The 21,723-nt window shown below is 66.1% G+C and carries 18 protein-coding genes and 7 tRNA genes; 7 read left to right on the forward strand and 18 right to left on the reverse strand.

The window, feature by feature from the left end; all coding sequences use genetic code 11:
- Positions 1-129: 129 nt before the first annotated feature.
- From MRS60_RS10935 to aceA, 3 genes are all read left to right on the forward strand, one after another.
- A complete protein-coding gene (locus tag MRS60_RS10935; RefSeq protein ID WP_011352486.1) occupies positions 130-399 on the forward strand; it encodes an acyl-CoA-binding protein in 270 nt (89 codons plus the stop codon).
- Between the two features lie 359 nt (positions 400-758).
- On the forward strand, positions 759-2,300 hold the full coding sequence (locus MRS60_RS10940; RefSeq protein ID WP_034184720.1) for a DEAD/DEAH box helicase: 1,542 nt from the start codon (positions 759-761) through the stop codon (positions 2,298-2,300).
- A gap of 388 nt (positions 2,301-2,688) precedes the next feature.
- Complete coding sequence (gene aceA / locus MRS60_RS10945) at positions 2,689-3,996, forward strand: isocitrate lyase (protein ID WP_034184719.1); 1,308 nt, start codon at positions 2,689-2,691, stop codon at positions 3,994-3,996.
- A gap of 192 nt (positions 3,997-4,188) precedes the next feature.
- On the opposite strand, the gene MRS60_RS10950 is transcribed toward aceA, so the two are convergent.
- Both MRS60_RS10950 and MRS60_RS10955 read right to left on the reverse strand, forming a co-directional pair.
- On the reverse strand, positions 4,189-4,623 hold the full coding sequence (locus tag MRS60_RS10950) for a universal stress protein (RefSeq protein ID WP_034184755.1): 435 nt from the start codon (positions 4,621-4,623) through the stop codon (positions 4,189-4,191).
- Positions 4,624-4,782: 159 nt separating this feature from the next.
- Positions 4,783-5,688: a LysR family transcriptional regulator gene (locus MRS60_RS10955; RefSeq protein WP_034184718.1), complete on the reverse strand. Its 906-nt coding sequence runs from the start codon at positions 5,686-5,688 to the stop codon at positions 4,783-4,785.
- 154 nt (positions 5,689-5,842) lie between these two features.
- Here MRS60_RS10955 and MRS60_RS10960 point away from each other — a divergent pair, with 154 nt between their 5' ends.
- Positions 5,843-6,604, forward strand: a complete 762-nt coding sequence (locus tag MRS60_RS10960; RefSeq protein ID WP_105390445.1) for a haloacid dehalogenase type II — start codon at positions 5,843-5,845, stop codon at positions 6,602-6,604.
- A 65-nt stretch (positions 6,605-6,669) separates the two neighbouring features.
- Complete coding sequence (gene aceB / locus MRS60_RS10965) at positions 6,670-8,262, forward strand: malate synthase A (protein ID WP_034184754.1); 1,593 nt, start codon at positions 6,670-6,672, stop codon at positions 8,260-8,262.
- A gap of 125 nt (positions 8,263-8,387) precedes the next feature.
- Here the strand turns inward: aceB and MRS60_RS10970 are convergent, their stop codons facing one another.
- On the reverse strand, positions 8,388-8,801 hold the full coding sequence (locus tag MRS60_RS10970; protein ID WP_243564687.1) for a gamma-glutamylcyclotransferase family protein: 414 nt from the start codon (positions 8,799-8,801) through the stop codon (positions 8,388-8,390).
- A gap of 258 nt (positions 8,802-9,059) precedes the next feature.
- On the opposite strand from MRS60_RS10970, the gene MRS60_RS10975 reads away from it, so the two are divergent.
- Positions 9,060-9,938: an AraC family transcriptional regulator gene (locus tag MRS60_RS10975; protein WP_034184715.1), complete on the forward strand. Its 879-nt coding sequence runs from the start codon at positions 9,060-9,062 to the stop codon at positions 9,936-9,938.
- A gap of 26 nt (positions 9,939-9,964) precedes the next feature.
- Here the strand turns inward: MRS60_RS10975 and MRS60_RS10980 are convergent, their stop codons facing one another.
- From MRS60_RS10980 to gltX, 9 genes are all read right to left on the reverse strand, one after another.
- Positions 9,965-10,429: a GNAT family N-acetyltransferase gene (locus tag MRS60_RS10980; RefSeq protein WP_034184714.1), complete on the reverse strand. Its 465-nt coding sequence runs from the start codon at positions 10,427-10,429 to the stop codon at positions 9,965-9,967.
- Between the two features lie 228 nt (positions 10,430-10,657).
- Positions 10,658-10,734, reverse strand: a tRNA-Asp gene (locus tag MRS60_RS10985).
- A gap of 73 nt (positions 10,735-10,807) precedes the next feature.
- Positions 10,808-10,883: transfer RNA gene (locus MRS60_RS10990), tRNA-Glu, on the reverse strand.
- A 65-nt stretch (positions 10,884-10,948) separates the two neighbouring features.
- Positions 10,949-11,025, reverse strand: a tRNA-Asp gene (locus tag MRS60_RS10995).
- A 79-nt stretch (positions 11,026-11,104) separates the two neighbouring features.
- Positions 11,105-11,180, reverse strand: a tRNA-Glu gene (locus tag MRS60_RS11000).
- 63 nt (positions 11,181-11,243) lie between these two features.
- A tRNA-Asp gene (locus MRS60_RS11005) sits at positions 11,244-11,320 on the reverse strand.
- A 78-nt stretch (positions 11,321-11,398) separates the two neighbouring features.
- Positions 11,399-11,474: transfer RNA gene (locus MRS60_RS11010), tRNA-Glu, on the reverse strand.
- 140 nt (positions 11,475-11,614) lie between these two features.
- A tRNA-Ala gene (locus MRS60_RS11015) sits at positions 11,615-11,690 on the reverse strand.
- Between the two features lie 128 nt (positions 11,691-11,818).
- The gene (gene gltX, locus MRS60_RS11020; protein WP_034184713.1) at positions 11,819-13,228 is read right to left on the reverse strand and encodes a glutamate--tRNA ligase; all 1,410 of its coding nucleotides are present in this window, start codon (positions 13,226-13,228) and stop codon (positions 11,819-11,821) included.
- Positions 13,229-13,508: 280 nt separating this feature from the next.
- Here gltX and MRS60_RS11025 point away from each other — a divergent pair, with 280 nt between their 5' ends.
- The gene (locus MRS60_RS11025) at positions 13,509-14,435 is read left to right on the forward strand and encodes a patatin-like phospholipase family protein (RefSeq protein WP_034184712.1); all 927 of its coding nucleotides are present in this window, start codon (positions 13,509-13,511) and stop codon (positions 14,433-14,435) included.
- A gap of 156 nt (positions 14,436-14,591) precedes the next feature.
- Here MRS60_RS11025 and MRS60_RS11030 read toward each other — a convergent pair whose 3' ends face one another.
- From MRS60_RS11030 to MRS60_RS11055, 6 genes are all read right to left on the reverse strand, one after another.
- A complete protein-coding gene (locus MRS60_RS11030; protein ID WP_034184711.1) occupies positions 14,592-15,266 on the reverse strand; it encodes a C40 family peptidase in 675 nt (224 codons plus the stop codon).
- Positions 15,267-15,394: 128 nt separating this feature from the next.
- Positions 15,395-17,017: an ABC transporter ATP-binding protein gene (locus MRS60_RS11035; protein ID WP_243564688.1), complete on the reverse strand. Its 1,623-nt coding sequence runs from the start codon at positions 17,015-17,017 to the stop codon at positions 15,395-15,397.
- On the reverse strand, positions 17,014-18,111 hold the full coding sequence (locus tag MRS60_RS11040; protein WP_175749911.1) for an ABC transporter permease: 1,098 nt from the start codon (positions 18,109-18,111) through the stop codon (positions 17,014-17,016). The genes MRS60_RS11035 and MRS60_RS11040 overlap by 4 nt, the downstream gene beginning before the upstream one ends.
- Before the next feature lie 48 nt (positions 18,112-18,159).
- Positions 18,160-19,203 carry a microcin C ABC transporter permease YejB gene (locus MRS60_RS11045; protein ID WP_034184708.1) on the reverse strand — a complete coding sequence of 348 codons (1,044 nt, stop codon included), beginning with the start codon at positions 19,201-19,203 and terminating at the stop codon, positions 18,160-18,162.
- Between the two features lie 52 nt (positions 19,204-19,255).
- A complete protein-coding gene (locus MRS60_RS11050; RefSeq protein ID WP_034184707.1) occupies positions 19,256-21,139 on the reverse strand; it encodes an extracellular solute-binding protein in 1,884 nt (627 codons plus the stop codon).
- A gap of 141 nt (positions 21,140-21,280) precedes the next feature.
- The gene (locus tag MRS60_RS11055) at positions 21,281-21,640 is read right to left on the reverse strand and encodes a hypothetical protein (RefSeq protein WP_034184706.1); all 360 of its coding nucleotides are present in this window, start codon (positions 21,638-21,640) and stop codon (positions 21,281-21,283) included.
- Between the last annotated feature and the right edge of the window lie 83 nt (positions 21,641-21,723).

The raw sequence follows: 21,723 nt of genomic DNA on the forward strand, positions 1-21,723 counted from the left end.
TCCCACGGGCGATCGGGCCCGATCTGTGCGCGCGTTCGGCGCCGACGGCGGTTTGGAAGGATCGCTCGACCCCGCGCGGCGGTCCGCTTGTTAAGATCGCCCGACCTGAAACCCTTACGGAGACACCCGATGAGCGAACTCACCGCCCAATTCGACCAGGCCCAGATCGACGTCAAGCAACTGACGGAACGCCCGGGCAACCTGACCCTGCTGCGCCTGTACGCGCTCTTCAAGCAGGCAACCGACGGCGATGCGCACGGCGACAAGCCCGGCTTCACCGACATCGTCGGCAAATACAAGTACGACGCATGGGATGCGTTGAAGGGCACGTCGCAGGATGCCGCGAAGCAGCAGTACATCGAACTCGTCGAATCGCTGAAAAACGGCACGGCTTCCTGACCGAACCACGCCGTTCGCAATAGGCAATCAAATCAGTGGCGCAGCGCAGCAAATCTCTTTATAATGCGGCCTGCGTCACCCCCGCGCTCGGCTCGCTTGCCGTTCCGGCCCGACGCCTCGTAGCGTTAAGCTCCAATCCGGTTTAGAACCTGTCCCCTCCTGCTTCGACCCTCGCGGTCGTCACTTATCAGGCTGGCGGCCCCGCTCCTGAAGCGCGCCGCACCCAAAACAGCTTCTAATGCCTCATCCGCCGACTGTTCGGCGGATTGCACCCGTTTCCCGATTTGCTCGCTGAATCCGACGACTTGGGTATGCGCGATTGGCGCCGACGTTTCACCCACTGTGTTTCAAGGATTGTTATGACTTCGAGCATCAACTCCAGCCCGCTCAACGCGATCGCCGACCAGGCGCTCGGTCTCGACGACGCCGCCGTACCGGCCGCGGTCGAACCGGCGTCGGACGAGCCGAGCTTCGCGTCGCTCGGGTTGTCGCCGGAGATCGTCTCCGCGCTGCAGGCCGCCGGCTATGTGAAGCCGACGCCGGTCCAGCAGCGCGCGATTCCGGCCGGCATCGCCGGCCGCGACCTGCTGGTGTCGAGCCCGACCGGTTCGGGCAAGACGGCCGCATTCATGCTGCCCGCGATCGAACGCTTCGCGCAGCTCCAGAAGACGCTGGCGCAGCAACCGCGTGCGCCGCGCGAACCGAACCAGGGCGACCGCCGCGTGCGCCGCCCGCAACCCGTCGCGCGCCCGGGCCTGCTCGTGCTGACGCCGACCCGCGAACTCGCGATGCAGGTCACCACGGCCGCATCGACCTACGGCAAGCACCTGAAGCGCCTGCGCACGGTCAGCATCCTCGGCGGCGTCGCCTACGGCCAGCAGCTGATGCTGCTCGCGAAGAACCCCGAAATCCTGGTCGCCACGCCGGGCCGCCTGCTCGACCACCTCGAGCGCGGCCGCATCGACCTGTCCGAACTGAAGATGCTCGTGCTCGACGAAGCCGACCGCATGCTCGACATGGGCTTCATCGACGATATCGAAACGATCGTCGCCGCGACGCCCGCGACGCGCCAGACGATGCTGTTCTCGGCCACGCTCGACGGCAAGATCGGTTCGCTGACGAGCCGCCTGCTGAAGGATCCCGAGCGCATCGAGATCCAGCAGCGCCTCGAGTCGCGCGCGAACATCGCGCAGACCGTGCACTACGTCGACGACCGCGACCACAAGGATCGCCTGCTCGATCACCTGCTGCGCGACGACGCGCTCGACCAGGCGATCATCTTCACGGCGACCAAGATCGACGCCGACCAGCTCGCCGGCCGTCTCGCCGACGCAGGCTTCGAATCGGCCGCGCTGCACGGCGACCTGCCGCAGGGCGCGCGTAACCGCACGATCCGTGCGCTGCGCGAGCGCCGCGTGCGCGTGCTGGTCGCGACCGACGTCGCGGCACGCGGCATCGACATCCCGGGCATCACGCACGTGTTCAACTACGACCTGCCGAAGTTCGCGGAAGACTACGTGCACCGTATCGGCCGTACGGGCCGTGCGGGCCGCTCGGGTATCGCGGTGAGCCTCGTGCACCACGCCGAACAGGGCGCGCTCAAGCGCATCGAGCGCTTCGTGCGCTCGCCGCTGCCGGTCAACGTGATCGAAGGTTTCGAGCCGCGCAAGTCGGCACCCCCGCGCGGCGGCAACGGCGGCCGCGGCCGTCCGGGCGGCGGTAACGGCGGCGGCCGACGTTTCGGCGGCAAGCCGGGCGGCGGTCATGGCGGCAACGGCCGCAGCTACGGCGGCGGCAATGGCGGCGGCTGGAGCGGCAAGCCGGGCGGCAGCCGCGACGGCGGCCCGCGTCGCGACGGCCAGCGCAGCAGCGGCCCGCGCCGCGGCAATTCCGCGTCGTAAGCACGCACGGGCGGCCGCCCCACCGATGGCCGCCCCGCCAATCCAGCCGACCGGCGCATCTGCGCCGGTTTTTTTTCGTCCCGCCGCACATTTCACGATACGAAAAATTTTTTTGTGTCGTAAAAAATCATGCTGCGTGGCACAACCCAGACGATTGCGGGATGGGAAAAAGCATTTCTTATCCCGAAATCAAGAATTCAAATAATTGATTTAAAACAACTAAAAATTTACGCACTTTCTGATACAGCCGCTGTTTCGCTCCCATCGATTTGCCTAGACTCTTATACAAGACTTCACGAAACGGAACGCGCCGCTTCCCGCTTCGAGAACAGCATCCGCACCGTCAGATTCGACCCATTAGGCAACACACCGCATCAAGGAGCTCATCATGTCGCGTCAGCAACAGGCACAGGAACTGCAAAAGCAATGGGAAACCGATCCGCGCTGGAAAGGCATCAAGCGCGGCTACTCGGCCGAGGACGTGGTCCGCCTGCGCGGCTCGATCCCGATCGAGCACACGCTGGCCAGGCGCGGCGCGGAAAAGCTGTGGGGCCTCATCAACAACGAACCGTTCGTCAACGCACTCGGCGCGCTGACCGGCAACCAGGCGATGCAGCAGGTGAAGGCCGGCCTGAAGGCCATCTACCTGTCCGGCTGGCAAGTGGCCGGCGACGCGAACGTCGCGGGCGAAATGTACCCGGACCAGTCGCTGTACCCGGCGAACTCGGTGCCGCTCGTCGTGAAGCGCATCAACAACACGCTGACGCGCGCCGACCAGATCCAGTGGTCGGAAGGCAAGAACCCGGGCGACGAAGGTTATGTCGACTTCTTCGCGCCGATCGTGGCCGACGCGGAAGCCGGTTTCGGCGGCGTGCTGAACGCGTTCGAACTGATGAAGGCGATGATCGAGGCAGGCGCATCGGGCGTTCACTTCGAAGACCAGCTCGCTTCGGTGAAGAAGTGCGGCCACATGGGCGGCAAGGTGCTCGTGCCGACGCGCGAAGCCGTCGCGAAGCTGTCGGCTGCGCGTCTCGCGGCCGACGTGATGGGCACGCCGACCGTGCTGGTCGCACGTACCGACGCGGAAGCGGCCGACCTGATCACGTCCGACGTCGACGACAACGACAAGCCGTTCCTGACGGGCGAGCGCACGGTGGAAGGTTTCTTCCGCACGAAGCCGGGCCTCGAGCAGGCGATCTCGCGCGGCCTCGCGTACGCGCCGCATGCCGACCTGATCTGGTGCGAAACCGGCAAGCCGGATCTCGAGTACGCGAAGAAATTCGCGGAAGCGATCCACAAGCAGTTCCCGGGCAAGCTGCTGTCGTACAACTGCTCGCCGTCGTTCAACTGGAAGAAGAACCTCGACGACGCGACGATCGCGAAATTCCAGAAGGAACTCGGCGCGATGGGCTACAAGTTCCAGTTCATCACGCTGGCCGGCTTCCATGCGCTGAACTACTCGATGTTCAACCTCGCGCACGGCTATGCCCGCACGCAGATGAGCGCGTTCGTCGAACTGCAGCAGGCCGAGTTCGCGGCAGCCGACAAGGGTTTCACGGCCGTCAAGCACCAGCGTGAAGTCGGCACCGGCTACTTCGACGCGGTGACGCAGACGGTCGAACGCGAAGCATCGACGACCGCGCTGCACGGCTCGACCGAAGACGAACAGTTCTTCGACGGCAAGAAGGTCGCGTAACGCGCGCAAGCGGCGCGGCATCGGCAACAGAACAAAAATCAGGGAGGAGACGGCAGGCGCGCGATGCAGATCGCGCGACCGGCCGCGCGGCCCGCGGGCCGCCAGCAACGACGCGCGCCGGCTTGGTCCGGCGCGCCCTTTTTCTACGGTGCCGGTCCTGCTGCCGCCCGTGCGGCCACAACCGGCACCGCGCTACCGATAGACAATCACCGGAATTTTCGTATGGGTCAGCACACGCTGCGTCTCGCTGCCGATCAGCAGGCTGCCGAGCCCGCGGCGTCCGTGGGACGCCATGAAGATCACGTCGCAGCCGCCGCGTTCGGCCGCCTCGATGATGCCGAGATACGGCGACGGATGCACGCTGGTCCACGTGTCGCAGACGACGCCGGCCACCTTCGCGGCCGATTCGACCTCGTCGAGGTGCGCGCGCGCCTCGCGCTCGCTGCGCGCCCGGAAATCGGCGGGCGGCTCGATGATCACTTCGGAAAACGGCGAGTATGGATACTGCGGCAGGCACGCGTAGGCCGTCACGCGCGCGCCGACCGCGCGCGCCAGGTCGATCGCGCCGTCAATCGCCTTTTGCGACAGTTCGGAACCGTCGGTTGGAACGAGGATGTGCCGGAACATCGCGCCCTCCTTCGTCAATCGCACTCCGCGCGCCGCGATCCCGTTCGGGCCGACCGCGATGCGTCGCGCGTGCCTCCTACGATTGTAGTGTGCGAAACCGCGCAACCGGCACCGGCAGCGGGTTCGCCCTCATATCGGAAACGCGCGGGCACGCGCGGCCTACTCGCCCCAATAACCGGGCCGCTCGTACGTGTGCTTCAGGTAATCGAGAAACAGGCGCACGCGCAGCGGCAGGTGGCGGCGCTGCGGAAACACCGCGTGGATGCCGATCGGCGGCGCGGCGAACGCGTCGAGCACGCTGACGAGCCGGCCGGCCGCGATGTCGTCGCCGACCTCCCACCACGAGCGCCATGCCAGGCCGTGGCCGGCGAGACACCACTCGTGCAGCACCGCGCCGTCCGAGCATTCCATCGTGCCGTTCACGCGGATCGACACGACCTTGTCGTCCTCCTGGAACGCCCAGCCGCGCTGCTGGTTCGCGTTCGCCGCGAGCGCGAGGCAGTTGTGCCGCGCCAGTTCCGCGAGCGTGGCGGGCGTGCCGCGCCGCGCGAGATACGCGGGCGACGCAACGCACACGCGGCGATTCTCGCCGAGCTTCAGCGACACCAGCGACGAGTCCGGCAGTTCGCCGAGCCGCACCGCGCAATCGAACCCTTCGTTGACGAGGTCGACCATCCGGTCGGACAGGTCGAGCGTGACCGACACGTCCGGATGCCCGCTGCTGAACTCGGGCACGAGCGGCGCGACGTGCCGCCGACCGAAGCCGGCCGGCGCGGAAATGCGCAGGTGGCCGCTCGCCTTGACGCCGCCGGCGGACACACTCGCCTCCGCGTTCTGCATGTCGTTGATGATCCGCTGGCAATCCTCGAGGAATGCCGACCCCTCGAACGTCAGCGTGAGCTTGCGCGTCGTGCGTACCAGCAGCTTGACGCCGAGCCGCTCCTCGAGCGCGTCGAGGCGGCGGCCGATGATCGCCGGCGCGACGCCTTCCGCGTGCGCAGCCGCCGACAAGCTGCCCTTCGCCGCGACCGCGGCGAACGTTTCGATCTGTTTGAACCGGTCCATGACTCGCGGGGACGGCACCGCCGCCCTTCAAATAGCTTAAGCCGCTCAAGATTATGTATATGAAAGTAAAAGATCAAGTGATGATTAGCGTCTTTTTTAGCACCTGCGATCACGAATAGAATCGACCCGACCTCTGAAACCGGAGCGCAAGGCTATGTCGGCCACAACGACACTCTCCTCTCCCGACGCAATCCTCTTCGACGCATTCGGCACGTTGTTCGACGTGCATGCGGTCGTGGCCGCGGCAGAGCAGATGTTTCCCGGTCACGGGGAACGGTTGTCGCAGCTGTGGCGACGCAAGCAAATCGAATACTCGCAGCTGCGCACGCTCGCCGATCCGGCCGGCGCCCGCTATCGCCCGTTCCGGGACATCACGCTCGATGCGCTGCGGTTCGCCGCGCGCGCGCTCGGCCTCGCGCTGAACAGCGCGGCCGAGAAGCGGCTGATGGACGAATACGCGTGCCTGTCCACCTATCCCGATACGGTGCCCGCGCTGCGCAAGCTGCGCGCGCTCGAGCCGCGCCCGCCGCTCGCGATCCTGTCGAACGGCAACCCGCAGATGCTCGACATCGCGATCAAGAGCGCCGGCATGTCCGGGCTGTTCGATCGCGTGCTGTCGGCCGACACCGTTCGCGCGTACAAGCCGAGTCCGGCCGTCTACGCGCTCGGCACCGCCGCGTTCGGGCCGAACCCGCGCGGCATCGTGTTCGTGTCGTCGAACGCATGGGACGTCGCCGGTGCCGCGTGGTTCGGCTACACGACGTTCTGGCTCAACCGCACGGGCGCGCCCGCCGAGGAACTCGGCGCACCGCCCGACGGCACGGGCACCGGCATGGCCGACCTGCTCGCATTCCTCGCCACCCCGGCTCCATCCGGCAGACACGCAAACCGCACGCGCCCCGGCCCGGGTGCATGACGCTCGCAGCTGCCGCCTTCCCCTTTCACCGAAACCGCAACTGACCGACCAAGGAGATGAGACTCATGAGCACCCCGATCACGCTGCCGCAAGGCATGACGATCACCGGCGAAATCAAGCCGGGTTACGAAGCGATCCTGACGCCCGACGCGCTCGCACTCGTCGCAGCGCTGCACCGCGCGTTCGAACCGCGCCGCCAGGCGCTGCTGCAGGCGCGCGCCGAGCGCACGAAACGCCTCGACGCGGGCGAGCGCCCGGACTTCCTGGCCGATACCAGGGCGATCCGCGAGGGCGACTGGAAGGTCGCGCCGCTGCCGGCCGACCTGCAATGCCGCCGCGTCGAGATCACGGGCCCCGTCGAGCGCAAGATGATCATCAACGCGCTGAACTCGGGCGCCGATTCGTACATGACGGACTTCGAGGATTCGAACGCGCCGAGCTGGACGAACCAGATCGACGGCCAGATCAACCTGAAGGACGCGATCCGCCGCACGATCTCGCTCGAGCAGAACGGCAAGTCGTACCAGCTCAACGACAAGGTCGCGACGCTGATCGTGCGTCCGCGCGGCTGGCATCTCGACGAGAAGCACGTGACGGTCGACGGCCAGCGCGTGTCCGGCGGCATCTTCGATTTCGCGCTGTTCCTGTTCCACAACGCGAAGGAGCTGATCGCGCGCGGCTCGGGCCCGTACTTCTACCTGCCGAAGATGGAAAGCCATCTCGAGGCGCGCCTGTGGAACGACATCTTCGTCGCCGCGCAGGAACAGGTCGGCATCCCGCGCGGCACGATCCGCGCGACCGTGCTGATCGAGACGATCCTCGCCGCGTTCGAGATGGACGAGATCCTGTACGAACTGCGCGAGCACAGCTCGGGCCTGAACGCCGGCCGCTGGGACTACATCTTCTCGGCGATCAAGAAGTTCAAGAACGACCGCGATTTCTGCCTCGCCGACCGTTCGAAGATCACGATGACGGTGCCGTTCATGCGCGCGTACGCGCTGCTGCTGCTGAAGACCTGCCACAAGCGCAACGCGCCGGCGATCGGCGGGATGAGCGCGCTGATCCCGATCAAGAACGATCCGGAAGCGAACGACAAGGCGATGGGCGGCGTGCGCTCGGACAAGCAGCGCGACGCGACCGACGGCTACGACGGCGGCTGGGTTGCGCACCCGGGCCTCGTGCCGATCGCGATGGAAGAGTTCGTCAAGGTGCTCGGCGACAAGCCGAACCAGATCGCGAAGCAGCGCGACGACGTGCAAATCGAAGGCAAGAACCTGCTCGACTTCCAGCCTGAAGCGCCGATCACCGAAGCCGGCCTGCGCAACAACATCAACGTCGGCATCCACTACCTCGGCGCGTGGCTCGACGGCAACGGCTGCGTGCCGATCCACAACCTGATGGAAGATGCGGCCACCGCCGAGATTTCCCGCTCGCAGGTGTGGCAGTGGATCCGCTCGCCGAAGGGCGTGCTCGACGACGGCCGCAAGGTCACGGCCGACCTCGTGCGCGAATACGCAAAGGTCGAACTCGACAACGTGAAGCGTTCGGTCGGCGGCAACACGCAGCCGTACGAGCGCGCCGCGGCGATCTTCGAGCAGATGTCGACGTCGGAAGGCTTCACCGAATTCCTGACGCTGCCGCTGTACGAGGAAATCTGACGAAGCGGCCCGCCGCGACCGTCGGCCGGCCACGTGCCGTCGCCGGTCGCACGCGACGACCGCACGAAAAAAGCGCCCCGCGGGGCGCTTTCCTTTTGCGGCGAAACCGACTGCCGCGCGGACGCTCAGGCGACCTCTCGCTCGCGCCGGTGCTGGACCCAGTCTCCCGACGCGATGCGCGGACGCCCGGCTGCCGCATGCGCGGCGACCGGGTAATACAGGCATGCGTACTGCCGGCCGCCGAGCTCGACGGTCACCTCTTCCGGCTTGAACAGCGTGTCGACGCCCGGATAAACGCGCTCGATCTCGTCGAGCACGGGAACGAGCCGTTCATCGACCTCGTAGACGTCGCCCCAGACCAGCGACTTGGCCGCAGACCCGGCGACCATCCCCGGATACGGACCGAAATCGTACAGCTCGCCCGGCAGCGCGACCGCGCCAAGCAGCGTCGGCGCGGCGATCCCGTGTCGTGCGGCCGCATGGCCGATGTCGTTGGTCTCTCCGGCTCTCAGGGTGCCGTAGACGAATACGTAGCGCATCGTGGTTCTCCTCTTCGATTCGTATGTTGCCGTGTTCGCGCGCGATTCGTGCGAAATTGCGCACCCATCGATAGACCACCGGATCGGCCCGATGGTTCTGACCGGCAAGCGCGCGGGGCCCCGGGCAGTCGCGCCGACTTCGCCCGCTCCCATACAAAGTTCATTTGACCAGGGCATGATCGCCCCAAAAACCGCCGCATGCGCTCGCGCGGCGCCTTCTAAAATAACGGCATCGCCGCCGCGCCGCCCGAACCGTCCATGAATCCTCCCGTCCAAGCCGACGCATCGAACCCATACGACGTCATCGACATCCCGCCCGAATTCGCGCCGACCGCCGTCCATCCGATGCGCGTGCGCGCGCGGCAGGTCGACGCCGGCCACCGCATCCCGCTGCACACGCATGCGTGGGCGCAGCTCGCGTACGCATCGCGCGGCGTGCTGCGCGTCGCGACGACCGGCACGACGTGGATGGTGCCGCCGTCCCGCGCGATCTGGGTGCCGCCGCGTGTGACGCATGAAGTCGTGATCGTCGAGGAAGCGTATTTGCGCACGCTGTATATCGACGAATCGATCGTGCCGGACGGGCTCGACGCGTGCCGCGTCGTGGAAGTGACGGGATTGCTGCGCGAACTGATCGTCGCACTCGATGCGCGCGAGCTGAGCACCGCGCGCGAGCGCCTGCTGTGCGGGCTCGTGCTCGACGAGCTGAGCCATGCCGAGCCGTTGCCGCTTGCGGTGCCGATGCCTGATGAGAAACGGCTGCGCATGCTGTGCGAATCGGTACTCGCGCAACCGGCGCATGCGGAATCGCTCGAACACTGGGCGAGCGAGGTCGGCGCGAGCACGCGCACGATTTCGCGGCTCTTCAAGCAGGAACTGGGCGTGAGCTTTTCGCAGTGGCGCCAGCAGGCGCTGCTGGCGCGGGCGATCCCGCTGCTGAATCAGGGGCGCCCGCTGTCGCATATCGCGCGCGAGCTCGGCTACCAGAGCCAGAGCGCGTTCTCGGCGATGTTCCGCCGTGCATTCGGCGAAAGCCCGCGCGCGTTCATGCTGCGCGGCTACGAGCACCGCGGCGCGGAAGGCCGCATTGCGGACGACGAATCGCCGGACGACGACGCGATCGACGCCGTCCGCTGAGCGCTGCGCTCCGGATCGTCAGATCTTCAGACCGGCCGCACCATGTGGCGGATCGAGCCGAGTTGCGCGAGCCGCGGGCCGGCTACCCGATAGCCCATGCGCAGGTAGAGACGCGCGGCGGGATTGTCGACGAACACGCGCAACTGCAATTCGTGCAGCCCGCGCGCACGTGCCCAGCGGTGCGCCATGTCGAGCATGTAGGTGCCGGCGCCCTGCCCGCGATGGCCGGCCGCGATCTGGACATCGCGGATATGCAGCGAGTCGCCTTCCTCGGTCACGCGCAGCACGCCGATGCGCTCGCCGTCGGCCTCGAGGATGAAGTTCTCGGATTCGCGCCAGCTCGCATAGAACAGGTCGCTGCGCCACACGAGCCCATGGCGCTTGTAGTAGCCGCCCATGTTGCCGTGCGTCAGCGCTTCGGCAAACGGGAAATCGCCGGGCTCCGCTGGCCGGAGCTGATACAGGAGTCGCAGGTCGGTTGGATCGAGCATCGCGCAGGGGTCAAGAACGCATCCCGCCACGATAGCGCAGTCGCGTGCGGATGCAATCGCGAATTTCTCGTAGCGGCGCGGCGCCTGATTTGCAAGCGCAGCCCTTCGAGTCCCGCCGGAAGCCGCGCAGGCGGCTTCCTCCGCTCCGCGGTCACGCGCCCGAGAACGGGCGCAACAACCGGACGCACAAACGAAAATGCCCGCACAAGGCGGGCACTTTCGTTTGTTTGGCGGAGCGGACGGGACTCGAACCCGCGACCCCCGGCGTGACAGGCCGGTATTCTAACCGACTGAACTACCGCTCCAGTCTTGCTGCTTGCCTGGCAGGCGTCGGTTGCTTCCTGCCGGCGCGTCGTTTGTTCGAACGACGCCGAAATCTGGCGTCCCCTAGGGGATTCGAACCCCTGTACTCACCGTGAAAGGGTGATGTCCTAGGCCTCTAGACGAAGGGGACAACGTACTGCTTACATCCTTAATGCAAAAGCCCGTTCAAAAACGTTCTTTGAACGGGCTTCGTTCTGGCGGAGCGGACGGGGCTCGAACCCGCGACCCCCGGCGTGACAGGCCGGTATTCTAACCAACTGAACTACCGCTCCAGCTTTCTTCACCCCACTTGCAGGACATCGTTCATGTTCCTGCAAGCGTTGCGGCACTTCTACGAAACGCCGCTGAATTTGGCGTCCCCTAGGGGATTCGAACCCCTGTACTCACCGTGAAAGGGTGATGTCCTAGGCCTCTAGACGAAGGGGACAACGTACTGCTTACATCCTTAATACAAAAGCCCGCTCAAAAACGTCTTGAACGGGCTTCGTTCTGGCGGAGCGGACGGGACTCGAACCCGCGACCCCCGGCGTGACAGGCCGGTATTCTAACCGACTGAACTACCGCTCCAGCTTTCTTACCCAACCCGCAGGACGTCGGTTACGTTCCTGCAAGCCTCGCGACACTTCTACGAAACGCCGCTGAATCTGGCGTCCCCTAGGGGATTCGAACCCCTGTACTCACCGTGAAAGGGTGATGTCCTAGGCCTCTAGACGAAGGGGACAAAATCTTTTCAGATCTGTCTGACTTTCGCTATTCACTTCTCATCAACAGCGAAGGCCGGAATTCTAACTGCTTTAGATCATTCTGTGAAGCATTTATTACTACAACTACTGCTTCGCAAATCAATCCAATTTGTTCTGTTGGTGGAGGTAAGCGGGATCGAACCGCTGACCTCTTGCATGCCATGCAAGCGCTCTCCCAGCTGAGCTATACCCCCTTGCAGAACAGAAATGAGATTATATGGACCGACTTTGAACTTGTAAATACCCTTTTTGCGATTCGAGCGAAATTTTTTGCGAAGCTGCCGCGATCTCACGCGCAGACAGCTTCGCTCACGCACGAACCTCAGGCCAGCGCGGCCTCGATGCGCGACACCACGACGTCGCGACCGAACAGCACCAGCACCGCATCGATCGACGGCGTGTGCGTCGTACCGGCCACCAGCAGGCGCACCGGCATCGCGAGTTGCGGCATCTTCAGCTTGTGCGTGCCGAGCGTCGCCTTCAGCGCAGCGGACACCGCTTCCTTCGTCCAGTCGGCCGCCTTCAGCGCGACGACGAGATCGGCCAGTGCCGGCCGCACCGCATCGGTCACGTGCTGCGCGAGCGCGTCGGCTTCCGGTGCCGGCACGCGGTAGAACATCGCGGCGCCTTCCGCGATCTCCTTGACCGTCGTCGCGCGATCCTTCATCAGGCCGACCACGGCGTCGAGCGCCGGGCCCGTCGCGAGCGCCGCGTCGTCGATGCCGAGCGCGTCGAGGAACGGCTTCGCGAGCGCGGCGAGGCGCGCGTTGTCGGCTTCCTTGATGTAATGCGCGTTCAGCCAGCTCAGCTTGCTGTGGTCGTACTGCGCGGGCGACTTGCCGAGATGCTCGAGATCGAACCATTCGACGAACTGCTCGCGCGAGAAGATCTCCGCGTCGCCGTGCGACCAGCCGAGGCGCGCGAGATAGTTGACGACCGCTTCAGGCAGGAAGCCCGCATCGCGATACGCCATCACGCTCATCGCGCCATGCCGCTTGCTCATCTTCTCGCCCTGCTCGTTCAGCACGGTCGGCAGGTGCGCATAGACGGGCGCCTCGCCGCCGAGCGCATTCAGGATGTTGATCTGGCGCGGCGTGTTGTTCACGTGGTCGTCGCCACGGATCACGTGCGTGATGCCCATGTCCATGTCGTCCACCACCACGCAGAAGTTGTAGATCGGCGTGCCGTCCGGGCGCGCGATCACGAGGTCGTCGAGTTCCTCGTTCGAGATCTCGACGCGCCCCTTCACGGCATCGTCCCACACGACCGTGCCGGTCAACGGATTGCGGAAGCGCAGCACGGGCTTCACGCCGGCCGGCGGCTCGGGCAGCACCTTGCCGGGCTCCGGGCGCCACGTGCCGTCGTAGCGCGGCTTCAGGCCGGCCTCGCGCTGGCGTTCGCGCAGCGCGTCGAGTTCCTCGGCCGACATGTAGCACGGGTACGCGAGGCCCTTCTCGAGCATCTGCGCGAGCACCTCGCGATAGCGGTCCATCCGCTGCATCTGGTAGATCGGGCCTTCATCGAAATCCAGACCGAGCCACTGCATCCCTTCGAGGATCGCATCGACCGCTTCCTGCGACGAGCGCTCGACGTCGGTATCCTCGATGCGCAGCACGAACGTGCCCTTCATCTTGCGGGCGAACGCCCACGGATAGAGTGCGGAGCGGATGTTGCCGAGGTGGATGAAGCCGGTGGGACTCGGCGCGAAGCGGGTACGGACAGGACGGGTCATAAACGGTAACTCGAACGCCTGGGGCGCATGAATGATTCGACGCGGGATCGACGGCGGCAGCCCGGACAGCAACGGGGCCGGCGACGCCCGGAACGGGAAAGAAGCCGGAATTATACTCGCGCCTGACATCGCGCCAAGCGCACCGCTTGCTTTATGATGTGCGCGCCGCGGCCGCCAGCCGGCGCGGCGCCGGTCGCACGGAACCTGCCGCGCGGCCGCTCGGAACCTATCGCCGCCGCGGGCCGTGTAACCCGCCGCCAAGCCGCCGGAGAACCATTCGATGTCGTCCCCTCGCCTGTCGCGCCGCCATTTCACGATCGCGTGCGCGTCCGCCAGCCTCGCCGCGTGTACGTCGTTCGGCGGCAAATCCCGTCCCGACAACGCCTCCAACCCCGCGCAGCCGAACGAGAAGCCCGTGAAGATCGGCATCGCGCTCGGCGGCGGCGCCGCGCGCGGCTTCTCGCACATCGGCGTGCTGAAGGCGCTCGAGGCGCGCGGCATCCCGATCGAGATCGTCGCGGGCACGAGCGCGGGCTCGGTGGTCGGCGCACTCTATGCGTCGGGCATGAGCGCGCTGCAGATCAACAAGATCGCGCTCGACATGGACCAGGCCGCGATCAGCGACTGGGCGCTGCCGTTCCGCTCGCGCGGCCTCCTGCAGGGTGTCGCACTGCAGAACTTCCTGAACAAGTCGCTCAACAACCGGCCGATCGAGAAGATGGCGAAGCCGCTCGGCATCGTCGCGACGGATCTGCAGAGCGGCCAGCCGATCCTGTTCCAGCAAGGCAACACGGGGCTCGCGGTGCGTGCGTCGTGCAGCGTGCCGTCGGTGTTCGAACCGGTGAAGATCGGCAACCGCGAATACGTCGACGGCGGCCTCGTGAGCCCGGTGCCCGCGTCGTACGCGCGCAAGATGGGCGCGAGCTTCGTGATCGCGGTCGACATCTCGTCCCGGCCGGACGGCGCGGCGACCAGCAACCCGATCGAGATGCTGCTGCAGACCTTCACGATCATGGGCCAGACGATCAAGACCTACGAGCTCGACAAATACGCGGACGTCGTGATCCGCCCGAACCTTGCGGCCATGGGCGGCAGCGACTTCAACCAGCGCAACGCGGCGATTCTCGCAGGCGAGGAAGCGGTCGCGCGCATCATGCCGGAACTGCAGCGCAAGCTCGCGGCGGCGCGGGGCGTAGCCGCCGCGTAAGAAGCACGCCGGTCGCGGGACGGGACGGCGCGCGCCGCCGCCCCGCGACCTGCGGAACGACTTCCGCGTCGCTGCCTGCGCCGGCCCCAAAACAAAAAACCCTGCCGCCTTTCGGTGACAGGGTTTTTTCGATCCGGTCCGGCTGACCGGCGAACGTCAGTTGTTGCCGCTCGCCGAATCGTCGCCGATCGTCGCGCGCACGCGCTGACGCAGATCCTCGGCCTTCATCGGGAACTCCGACTCGAGCCGGCGCGCGCCGGTAAAACGCTTTTCCCAATAGCCGCTGTCGAGATCGTCGACGCGAACGGTGCTGCCCGTCGACGGCGAATGCACGAACTTGTTGTCGCCGATATAGATGCCGACGTGCGAGAACGTGCGGCGCATCGTGTTGAAGAACACGAGGTCGCCCGGCTTGAGGTTACTCATGCTCACCTTCTCGCCGACCCGGCTCATCTCTTCCGCGCGACGCGGCAGCGACATGCCGAGCGTGTCCTGGAACACGTAGCGGACGAAGCCGCTGCAGTCGAGGCCCGAATCCGGCGAGTTGCCGCCCCAGCGATAACGCACGCCGATCATGTTCAGCGCGCCGACGACGACGTCGCCTGCCTTGCCCGCCATGCCGGCGAGGAACGACTTCGCGCCGCCGCCCGACGGCTGGGCACTGGTCTGCTGGACGGAGGAACCCGACCCGATTTGAGTCGAATTCGTGACATTCTGGTTAAAACTGCTGACTTCGTCGGCGAACGCGCCGGGAGCTGCTGCGAACAGGGCGCCGATGAACAGCCCGGCGATGGTGCGCGCGCATGCCTGGGTCAGGGATCGATGCTGCATTGGTCGATGGAATATGCTTAAAAATCAGCTGATTGGCGGAAAATTTCGGTCGATACTAGCCAGCGCGTAATCGTTTGTCAAAACAAATTAAAAAATACAATCGAGATGATCAGACCATTGGACGCCTATCACGCTTTCCAGACCGCTTTCAACAGCTTTTGTGTGTAAGGATGTGACGGTCTGGTGAAGATGTCGGCGACGTCTCCCGACTCGACGACGGCGCCGTCCTGCATCACCGCGACGCGGTGCGCCATCGCGCCGATCACCTCCAGATCGTGGCTGATGAATACATAGCCGAGGTTGTATTTCTGTTGCAAATTCGCGAGCAGTTTCAGCACCTGCTGCTGGATCGACACGTCGAGCGCGGAAGTCGGCTCGTCGAGGATCAGGATGCGCGGCTCCAGCACCAGCGCGCGCGCGATCGCGATCCGCTGGCGCTGCCCGCCCGAGAATTCGTGCGGATAGCGGTGCAATACCGTGCGGTCGAGGCCGACTTCGCGCAGCACCGCGAGCGACTTCGCGCGGCGCGCATCGGGCGTCATTTCCGGGCGATGCAGCTCGAGCCCCTCGCCGACGATCCGTTCGATCGTGTGACGCGGCGAAAGCGAACTGAACGGATCCTGAAAGACGACCTGCATGTTCGAGCGCAGCGCGGTCTGTTCGCGGCCGCGATAGGTCGACAGCGCGCGCCCCTGGAATTCGATCTCGCCGCCGGCCGTCTTCTGCAGCCCGAGCAACGCCATCGCGAGCGTCGATTTCCCGGACCCCGATTCGCCGACGATGCCGAGCGTTTCGCCCTGTCGCACCGACACCGACACGTCCGCGACGGCCGTCACGGGCACCGTGCCGAACCAGCCCGCGAAACCCAGCCGCTTGCGTGCGAACTGCACGCTCACATGGCGCGCGTCGAGCACGACGGGCGCGATCGGCATCACCGGCGCGACCGTGCGTTGCGGCCGGCTGTTCAGCAGCCGCTGCGTATACGGATGCTCGGGTTCCGCGAAGATCCGCTCGACCGGCCCGCTCTCGACGAGCCGGCCCTGCTCCATTACCGCGACGCGGTCGGCGAAGTGCCGCACCAGATTCAGGTCGTGCGTGATCAGCAGGATCGCCATCCCGCGCTTTTCCGCTTCCTCGCGCTGCAGTTCCAGCAGCAGGTCGACGATCTGCGCGCGGATCGTCACATCGAGCGCGGTGGTCGGCTCGTCGGCGAGCAACAACCGCGGCCGGCACGCGAGCGCCATTGCGATCATCGCGCGCTGCCGCTGCCCGCCCGACAACTGGTGCGGGTAGCTGTCGACGCGCTTGTCGGGTTCCGCGATGCCCGTGCGCGCGAGCAGCGCGATCGCGCGCTTGCGCGCCTCGATGGCCGATACGCCGTCGTGCAGCACGATCGTCTCGCCGATCTGCACGCCGATCGTATACAGCGGATTGAGCGCCGTCATCGGCTCCTGGAAGATCATCGCGATGTCCGAGCCGCGCAGCCCGCGCATCTCTCGCTCGCTCTTGGCCGCAAGATCCTGCCCCGCGAAGCGGATCGCGCCGCTCACGTCGGCGTCGCTCAGCAGCCGCAGGATCGACAGCGCGGTCACGCTCTTGCCCGACCCCGACTCGCCGACCAGCGCGACGCGCTCGCCGCGGCCGATCGCGAGCGTCACGTCGTCCACCGCGACCGTGTCGCCGAAGCGCACATGCAGACGTTCGAGCGACAGCAGCGGCTCGTCGTGCTTCGATACGACCGTTTCGCTCATCGCTGGCCTCCCGCCGCGCGTATCGAATCGGCGATCCGCGTGTCGAGCGCATTGCGCAGCGCGTCGCCCATGAAGGTCAGCAGCAGCAGCGTCGCGACCAGCACGCCGAACGTCGACAGCGAGATCCACCATGCGTCGAGGTTGCCCTTGCCCTGCGCGAGCAGCTCGCCGAGGCTCGGCGTCGGCGGCGGCACGCCGAGCCCGAGGAAATCGAGGCTCGTCAGCGCGAGGATCGCCCCGCTCATCCGGAACGGCAGGAACGTGATCACCGGCGTGAGACTGTTCGGCAGCACGTGGCGCCAGATGATCTGCCAGTTCGTGAGCCCCATCGCGCGCGCCGCGCGCACGTAGTCCTGCGTGCGGTTGCGCAGGAATTCCGCGCGCACGTAGTCGGCCAGCCCGATCCAGCCGAACAGCGACAGCAGCACGATCAGCAGCAGGAAGCTCGGCTCGAAGATCGACGCGAAAATGATCAGCAGGTACAGCTCGGGCAGCGAACTCCAGATCTCGATCAGCCGCTGCCCGACGATGTCGATGCGTCCGCCGAAGAAGCCCTGCACGGCGCCGGCGGCGATCCCGAGCAGCGTGCCGATCACGGTCAGGATCAGCCCGAACTCGACCGACACGCGGAACCCGTACACGAGCCGCGCGAGCAGGTCGCGCCCCTGCGCGTCGGTGCCGAGCCAGTTCTGGCGCGACGGCGGCGCCGGGTTCGGCACGTTCGAGAAGTAGTTCAGCGTGTCGTAGTAATAGCGGTTCGGCGGGTAGACGACGAAGTTGCCGGGCGCCTCGAGCCGCTTGCGCACATACGGATCGAGATAGTCGGCCGGCGCCGGGAAATCGCCGCCGAAGGTCGTCTCCGGGTACGCATGGAACAGCGGGAAATAGTATTGGCCGTCGTAGCGCACGACGAGCGGCTTGTCGTTCGACCACAGCGGCGCCGCAAGGCTCGCGGCGAACGCGACGACGAAGATCACGAAGCTCCAGTAGCCGAGGCGCTGCTGCCGGAAGCGCTGCCATACGCGACGCGCGGGAGACGGCGACACGCGCGCGCGCGCCACATCGATGCGGGACGACACGACGGCCCGGTTCATCGCGCACCTCGCCCGGTGACGCCGGGCATGCAGACGGACGGTTTCATGTCAGCGCTCCAGGTTGTCGAATTGAATGCGTGGATCGACCCACACATAACAAAGGTCGGAAATCAGCTTGGTCGCGAGCCCGATCAGCGTGAACAGGTACAGCGTGCCGAGCACGACCGGGTAATCGCGGCGCACCACCGACTCGTACGACAGCAGCCCGAGGCCGTCGAGCGAGAACAGCGTCTCGATCAGCAGGCTGCCGGTGAAGAACGCGCCGATGAACGCGGCCGGGAAACCGACGATCAGCGGCAGCATCGCATTGCGGAACACGTGCTTCCACAGCACGCTGCGCTCGGAGAGCCCCTTCGCGCGCGCGGTCAGCACGTATTGCCGGCGGATCTGGTCGAGGAACGCATTCTTCGTGAGCATCGTGATGACCGCGAAGCTGCCGACGACCGACGCCGTGATCGGCAGCGCGATGTGCCACAGGTAGTCGAGCACCTTGCCGACGAGCGACAGCTCGGCGAAATTGTCCGACGTGAGGCCACGCAGCGGAAAGAGCTGCCAGAACGAGCCGCCGCCGAACAGCACGAGCAGCAGCACGCCGAGCACGAAGCCCGGGATCGCATAGCCGACGAGCACGACGAGGCTCGTCGCGACGTCGAACGGCGAACCGTTGCGCACGGCCTTCGCGATGCCGAGCGGCACCGATATGAGATACGTGAGGAAAAACGTCCACAGCCCGATACTGATCGACACGGGCAGCTTCTGCACGATCAGCGACCACACGCTCTGGTGGCGGAAGTAGCTGTCGCCGAGATCGAAGCGCGCGAAGCGCTTCAGCATCAGCCAGTAGCGCTCGAGCGGCGGCTTGTCGAAACCGTACAGCGCCTTGAGCTGCGCGAGCTGCTGCGCGTCGACGCCGGTGTGCGCACGCATCCCGAACGGCACCGCGCCCTGCTCCGTCGCGCCCTTGCGCAACTCCTGCACGGCCTGCTCGACCGGGCCGCCCGGCACGAACTGGGTCACTGCGAACGTGAGGGTCAGCACGCCGACGAGCGTCGGGATCATCAGCAGCAGGCGTTTGAGGATGTAGCTCCACATAGGGCGTCGACTCGTGATCGGTAGGCTGGGTTGGACGAAGGGCCGGCGCGGGTCAGTGAGCGGGCTTCGCCCACCAGGTCGACACGACCCAGCCCTCGGCCGAATAGTACAGCGGCAGCGTCTGCGGATAGGCGAGCGTGCGCTTGTACGCGATCCGATGCGTCGTGCTGTACCACTGCGGGACCGCGTAGTAGCCGTGCATCAGCACGCGGTCGAGCGCGTGCGTCGCGTCGAGCAGTTCGTCGCGCGACTGCGCGGTGCCGAGCGCATGCAGCAGCGCGTCGACGGCCGGCGACTTCAGCCCGATGATGTTGTCGGAGCCCGGTTCGTCGGCGAACTTGCTGCCGTAGCGCGAGAACTGCTCGGCGCCCGGCACCTGCACGCCCGGCAGGCGGACCGTCGTCATGTCGTAGTCGAACGCGTCGAGGCGCTTTTGCAGCAGCGCGTAGTCGGCCGTGCGAAAGCGTGCGTCGATGCCGAGCTTTGCCAGATTGCGCCGGTAGGCGGTCACGACACCTTCCATCGCGCCGCCCGCATCGTCGAGGATCTCGAACGTGAACGGCTCGCCCTTCTCATTGCGCAGTGCGCCGTCGCGATAGGTCCAGCCGGCCTGTGCGAGCAGCGCGCGCGCCTTCAGCAGGTTCGCGCGCAGCGAGCCCGGCGGGTTCGTGTCCGGCTGCGTGACCATCGGGCCGAACACGGCCGGGTCGAGCTGCGCGCGCAGCGGCTCCAGCAGCTTCAGCTCGCCTGCGCCCGGCGTGCCGGTCGCCTGCAGGTCGGTGTCGGCGAAATAGCTGTCGAGACGCGTATAGGCGCTGTAGAACAGTTGCCGGTTCAGCCATTCGAAGTCGAATGCGAGATCGAGCGCCTGGCGCACGCGCACGTCGCGGAACAGCGGCCGGCGCAGGTTCATGAAGAAGCCCTGCATGCCCGCGCCGTTGTGCTGGCGGAATTCGCGCTTGACGAGCTCGCCGCTGTCGAAACGCTTGCCGACGTCGCGTCGCGCCCAGTTGCGCGCGATGTACTCGACGAGCACATCGTATTCGCCGGCCTTGAACGCCTCGAGCCTCGCGACGCCGTCGCCGTACAGCTTGTAGACGATCCGCTCGAAGTTGTGGGTGCCGACCCGCACCGGCAGGTCGGCGCCCCAGTACGCGGGGTTGCGCCGGTAGGTGATCGTGCGGCCGTTGTCGTAGCGCTCGATCAGGTACGGGCCGCTGCCGATCGGCTGCTCGAACGCGAGATGGTCGAACGGGATGCGCGAGCCGTCCGCCCGCAATCCCCACTTGCGCGAGAACACCGGCACGCCGCCGGCGATCAGCGGCAGCTCGCGATTCGCGCTGCGGAACTCGAAGCGCACGGTGGCCGGGTCGACGACCACGGCCTTCGCGATCTCAGCGAAATACGCGCCGAACTGCGGCGCGGCCAGCTTGCTCTTCAGCGTGTCGAACGAAAACTTGACGTCGTCGGCCGTGACGGCGTCGCCGTTCGAGAAGCGCGCGCGAGGATTCAGGTGGAACGTGACGGAGCGGCGGTCGGGCGCGATGTCGATATCGTCGGCAAGCAGCCCGTACGCGGAGGCCGGTTCGTCCGAGCTGCCCGTCGCCAGGCTCTCGAACAGCATGTCGATGCCGGGCGCGGGGTTGCCGCGCATCGTGAACGGATTGAACTTGTCGAACGACGTCAGCCGGCTCGGGTTCGCGAGCACGAGCGTGCCGCCCTTCGGCGCATCGGGGTTGACGTAGTCGAAATGCTTGAAGCCCGGCGGATACTTCGGCTCGCCGTACTGCGCAATCGCGTAGGCCGCGTGCGCGGCCGTCGCGGCAAACGCCGCCTGCATCGCAAACACCGCGGCAACGCGGCCGGCGGCCCGTGCGGCATGCAGCGCGCCGAAGCGGACGCGCGCGATGGCGGCCCGGGGCGAACCCTTCGTCATAGAGGCCCTGTCGGTCGAATGAGGGTAGTAACGTGTGACGATTCTACCCATTCAATCCTTCGAGCCAAAAGAAAACCGCCACGCGGGCGGTTTCTTCACGAACGGACGCCGCGCCCGCGTCACGCGGGCGCGGCGTGTCGATCAGCGCCAGCCGTTGTGGCGGCCATGATCCCAGTGACCACGATCGCGATCGCCGCCCCAGCCGCGGCCATGGTGGCGATACCACTCGTCGCGGCCCCAGTAGCGGCGGCCGTCCCAGTAGCGATCGCCGTGCCAGCCGATTATGATCGCCGGCGCAGGCGCATACACGGGCGCAGGTGCATACACCGGCGCCGGCTGATAGATGACCGGCGGCGGCGGCGCATACACGGGCGCGGGCGCGACGTAAACCGGTGCCGGCACGCCGACGTTGATCCCGACATTGACGCCCGCCATTGCTGCGCCCGACACGAGCAAGGCCGTCATACCGGTCAAGAGCGAGGCAACACGCAAGGTCTTCATGGATTCCTCTTCTGATTGTGTCATGTGGTGATTCGACTATAACGGCAAGCACCATCCCCGCATATTTCAAGTTTGTAAGAACT

Origin of the sequence: Burkholderia pyrrocinia, assembly GCF_022809715.1 — a bacterium.
Taxonomy (GTDB): Bacteria; Pseudomonadota; Gammaproteobacteria; order Burkholderiales; family Burkholderiaceae; genus Burkholderia; species Burkholderia pyrrocinia_C.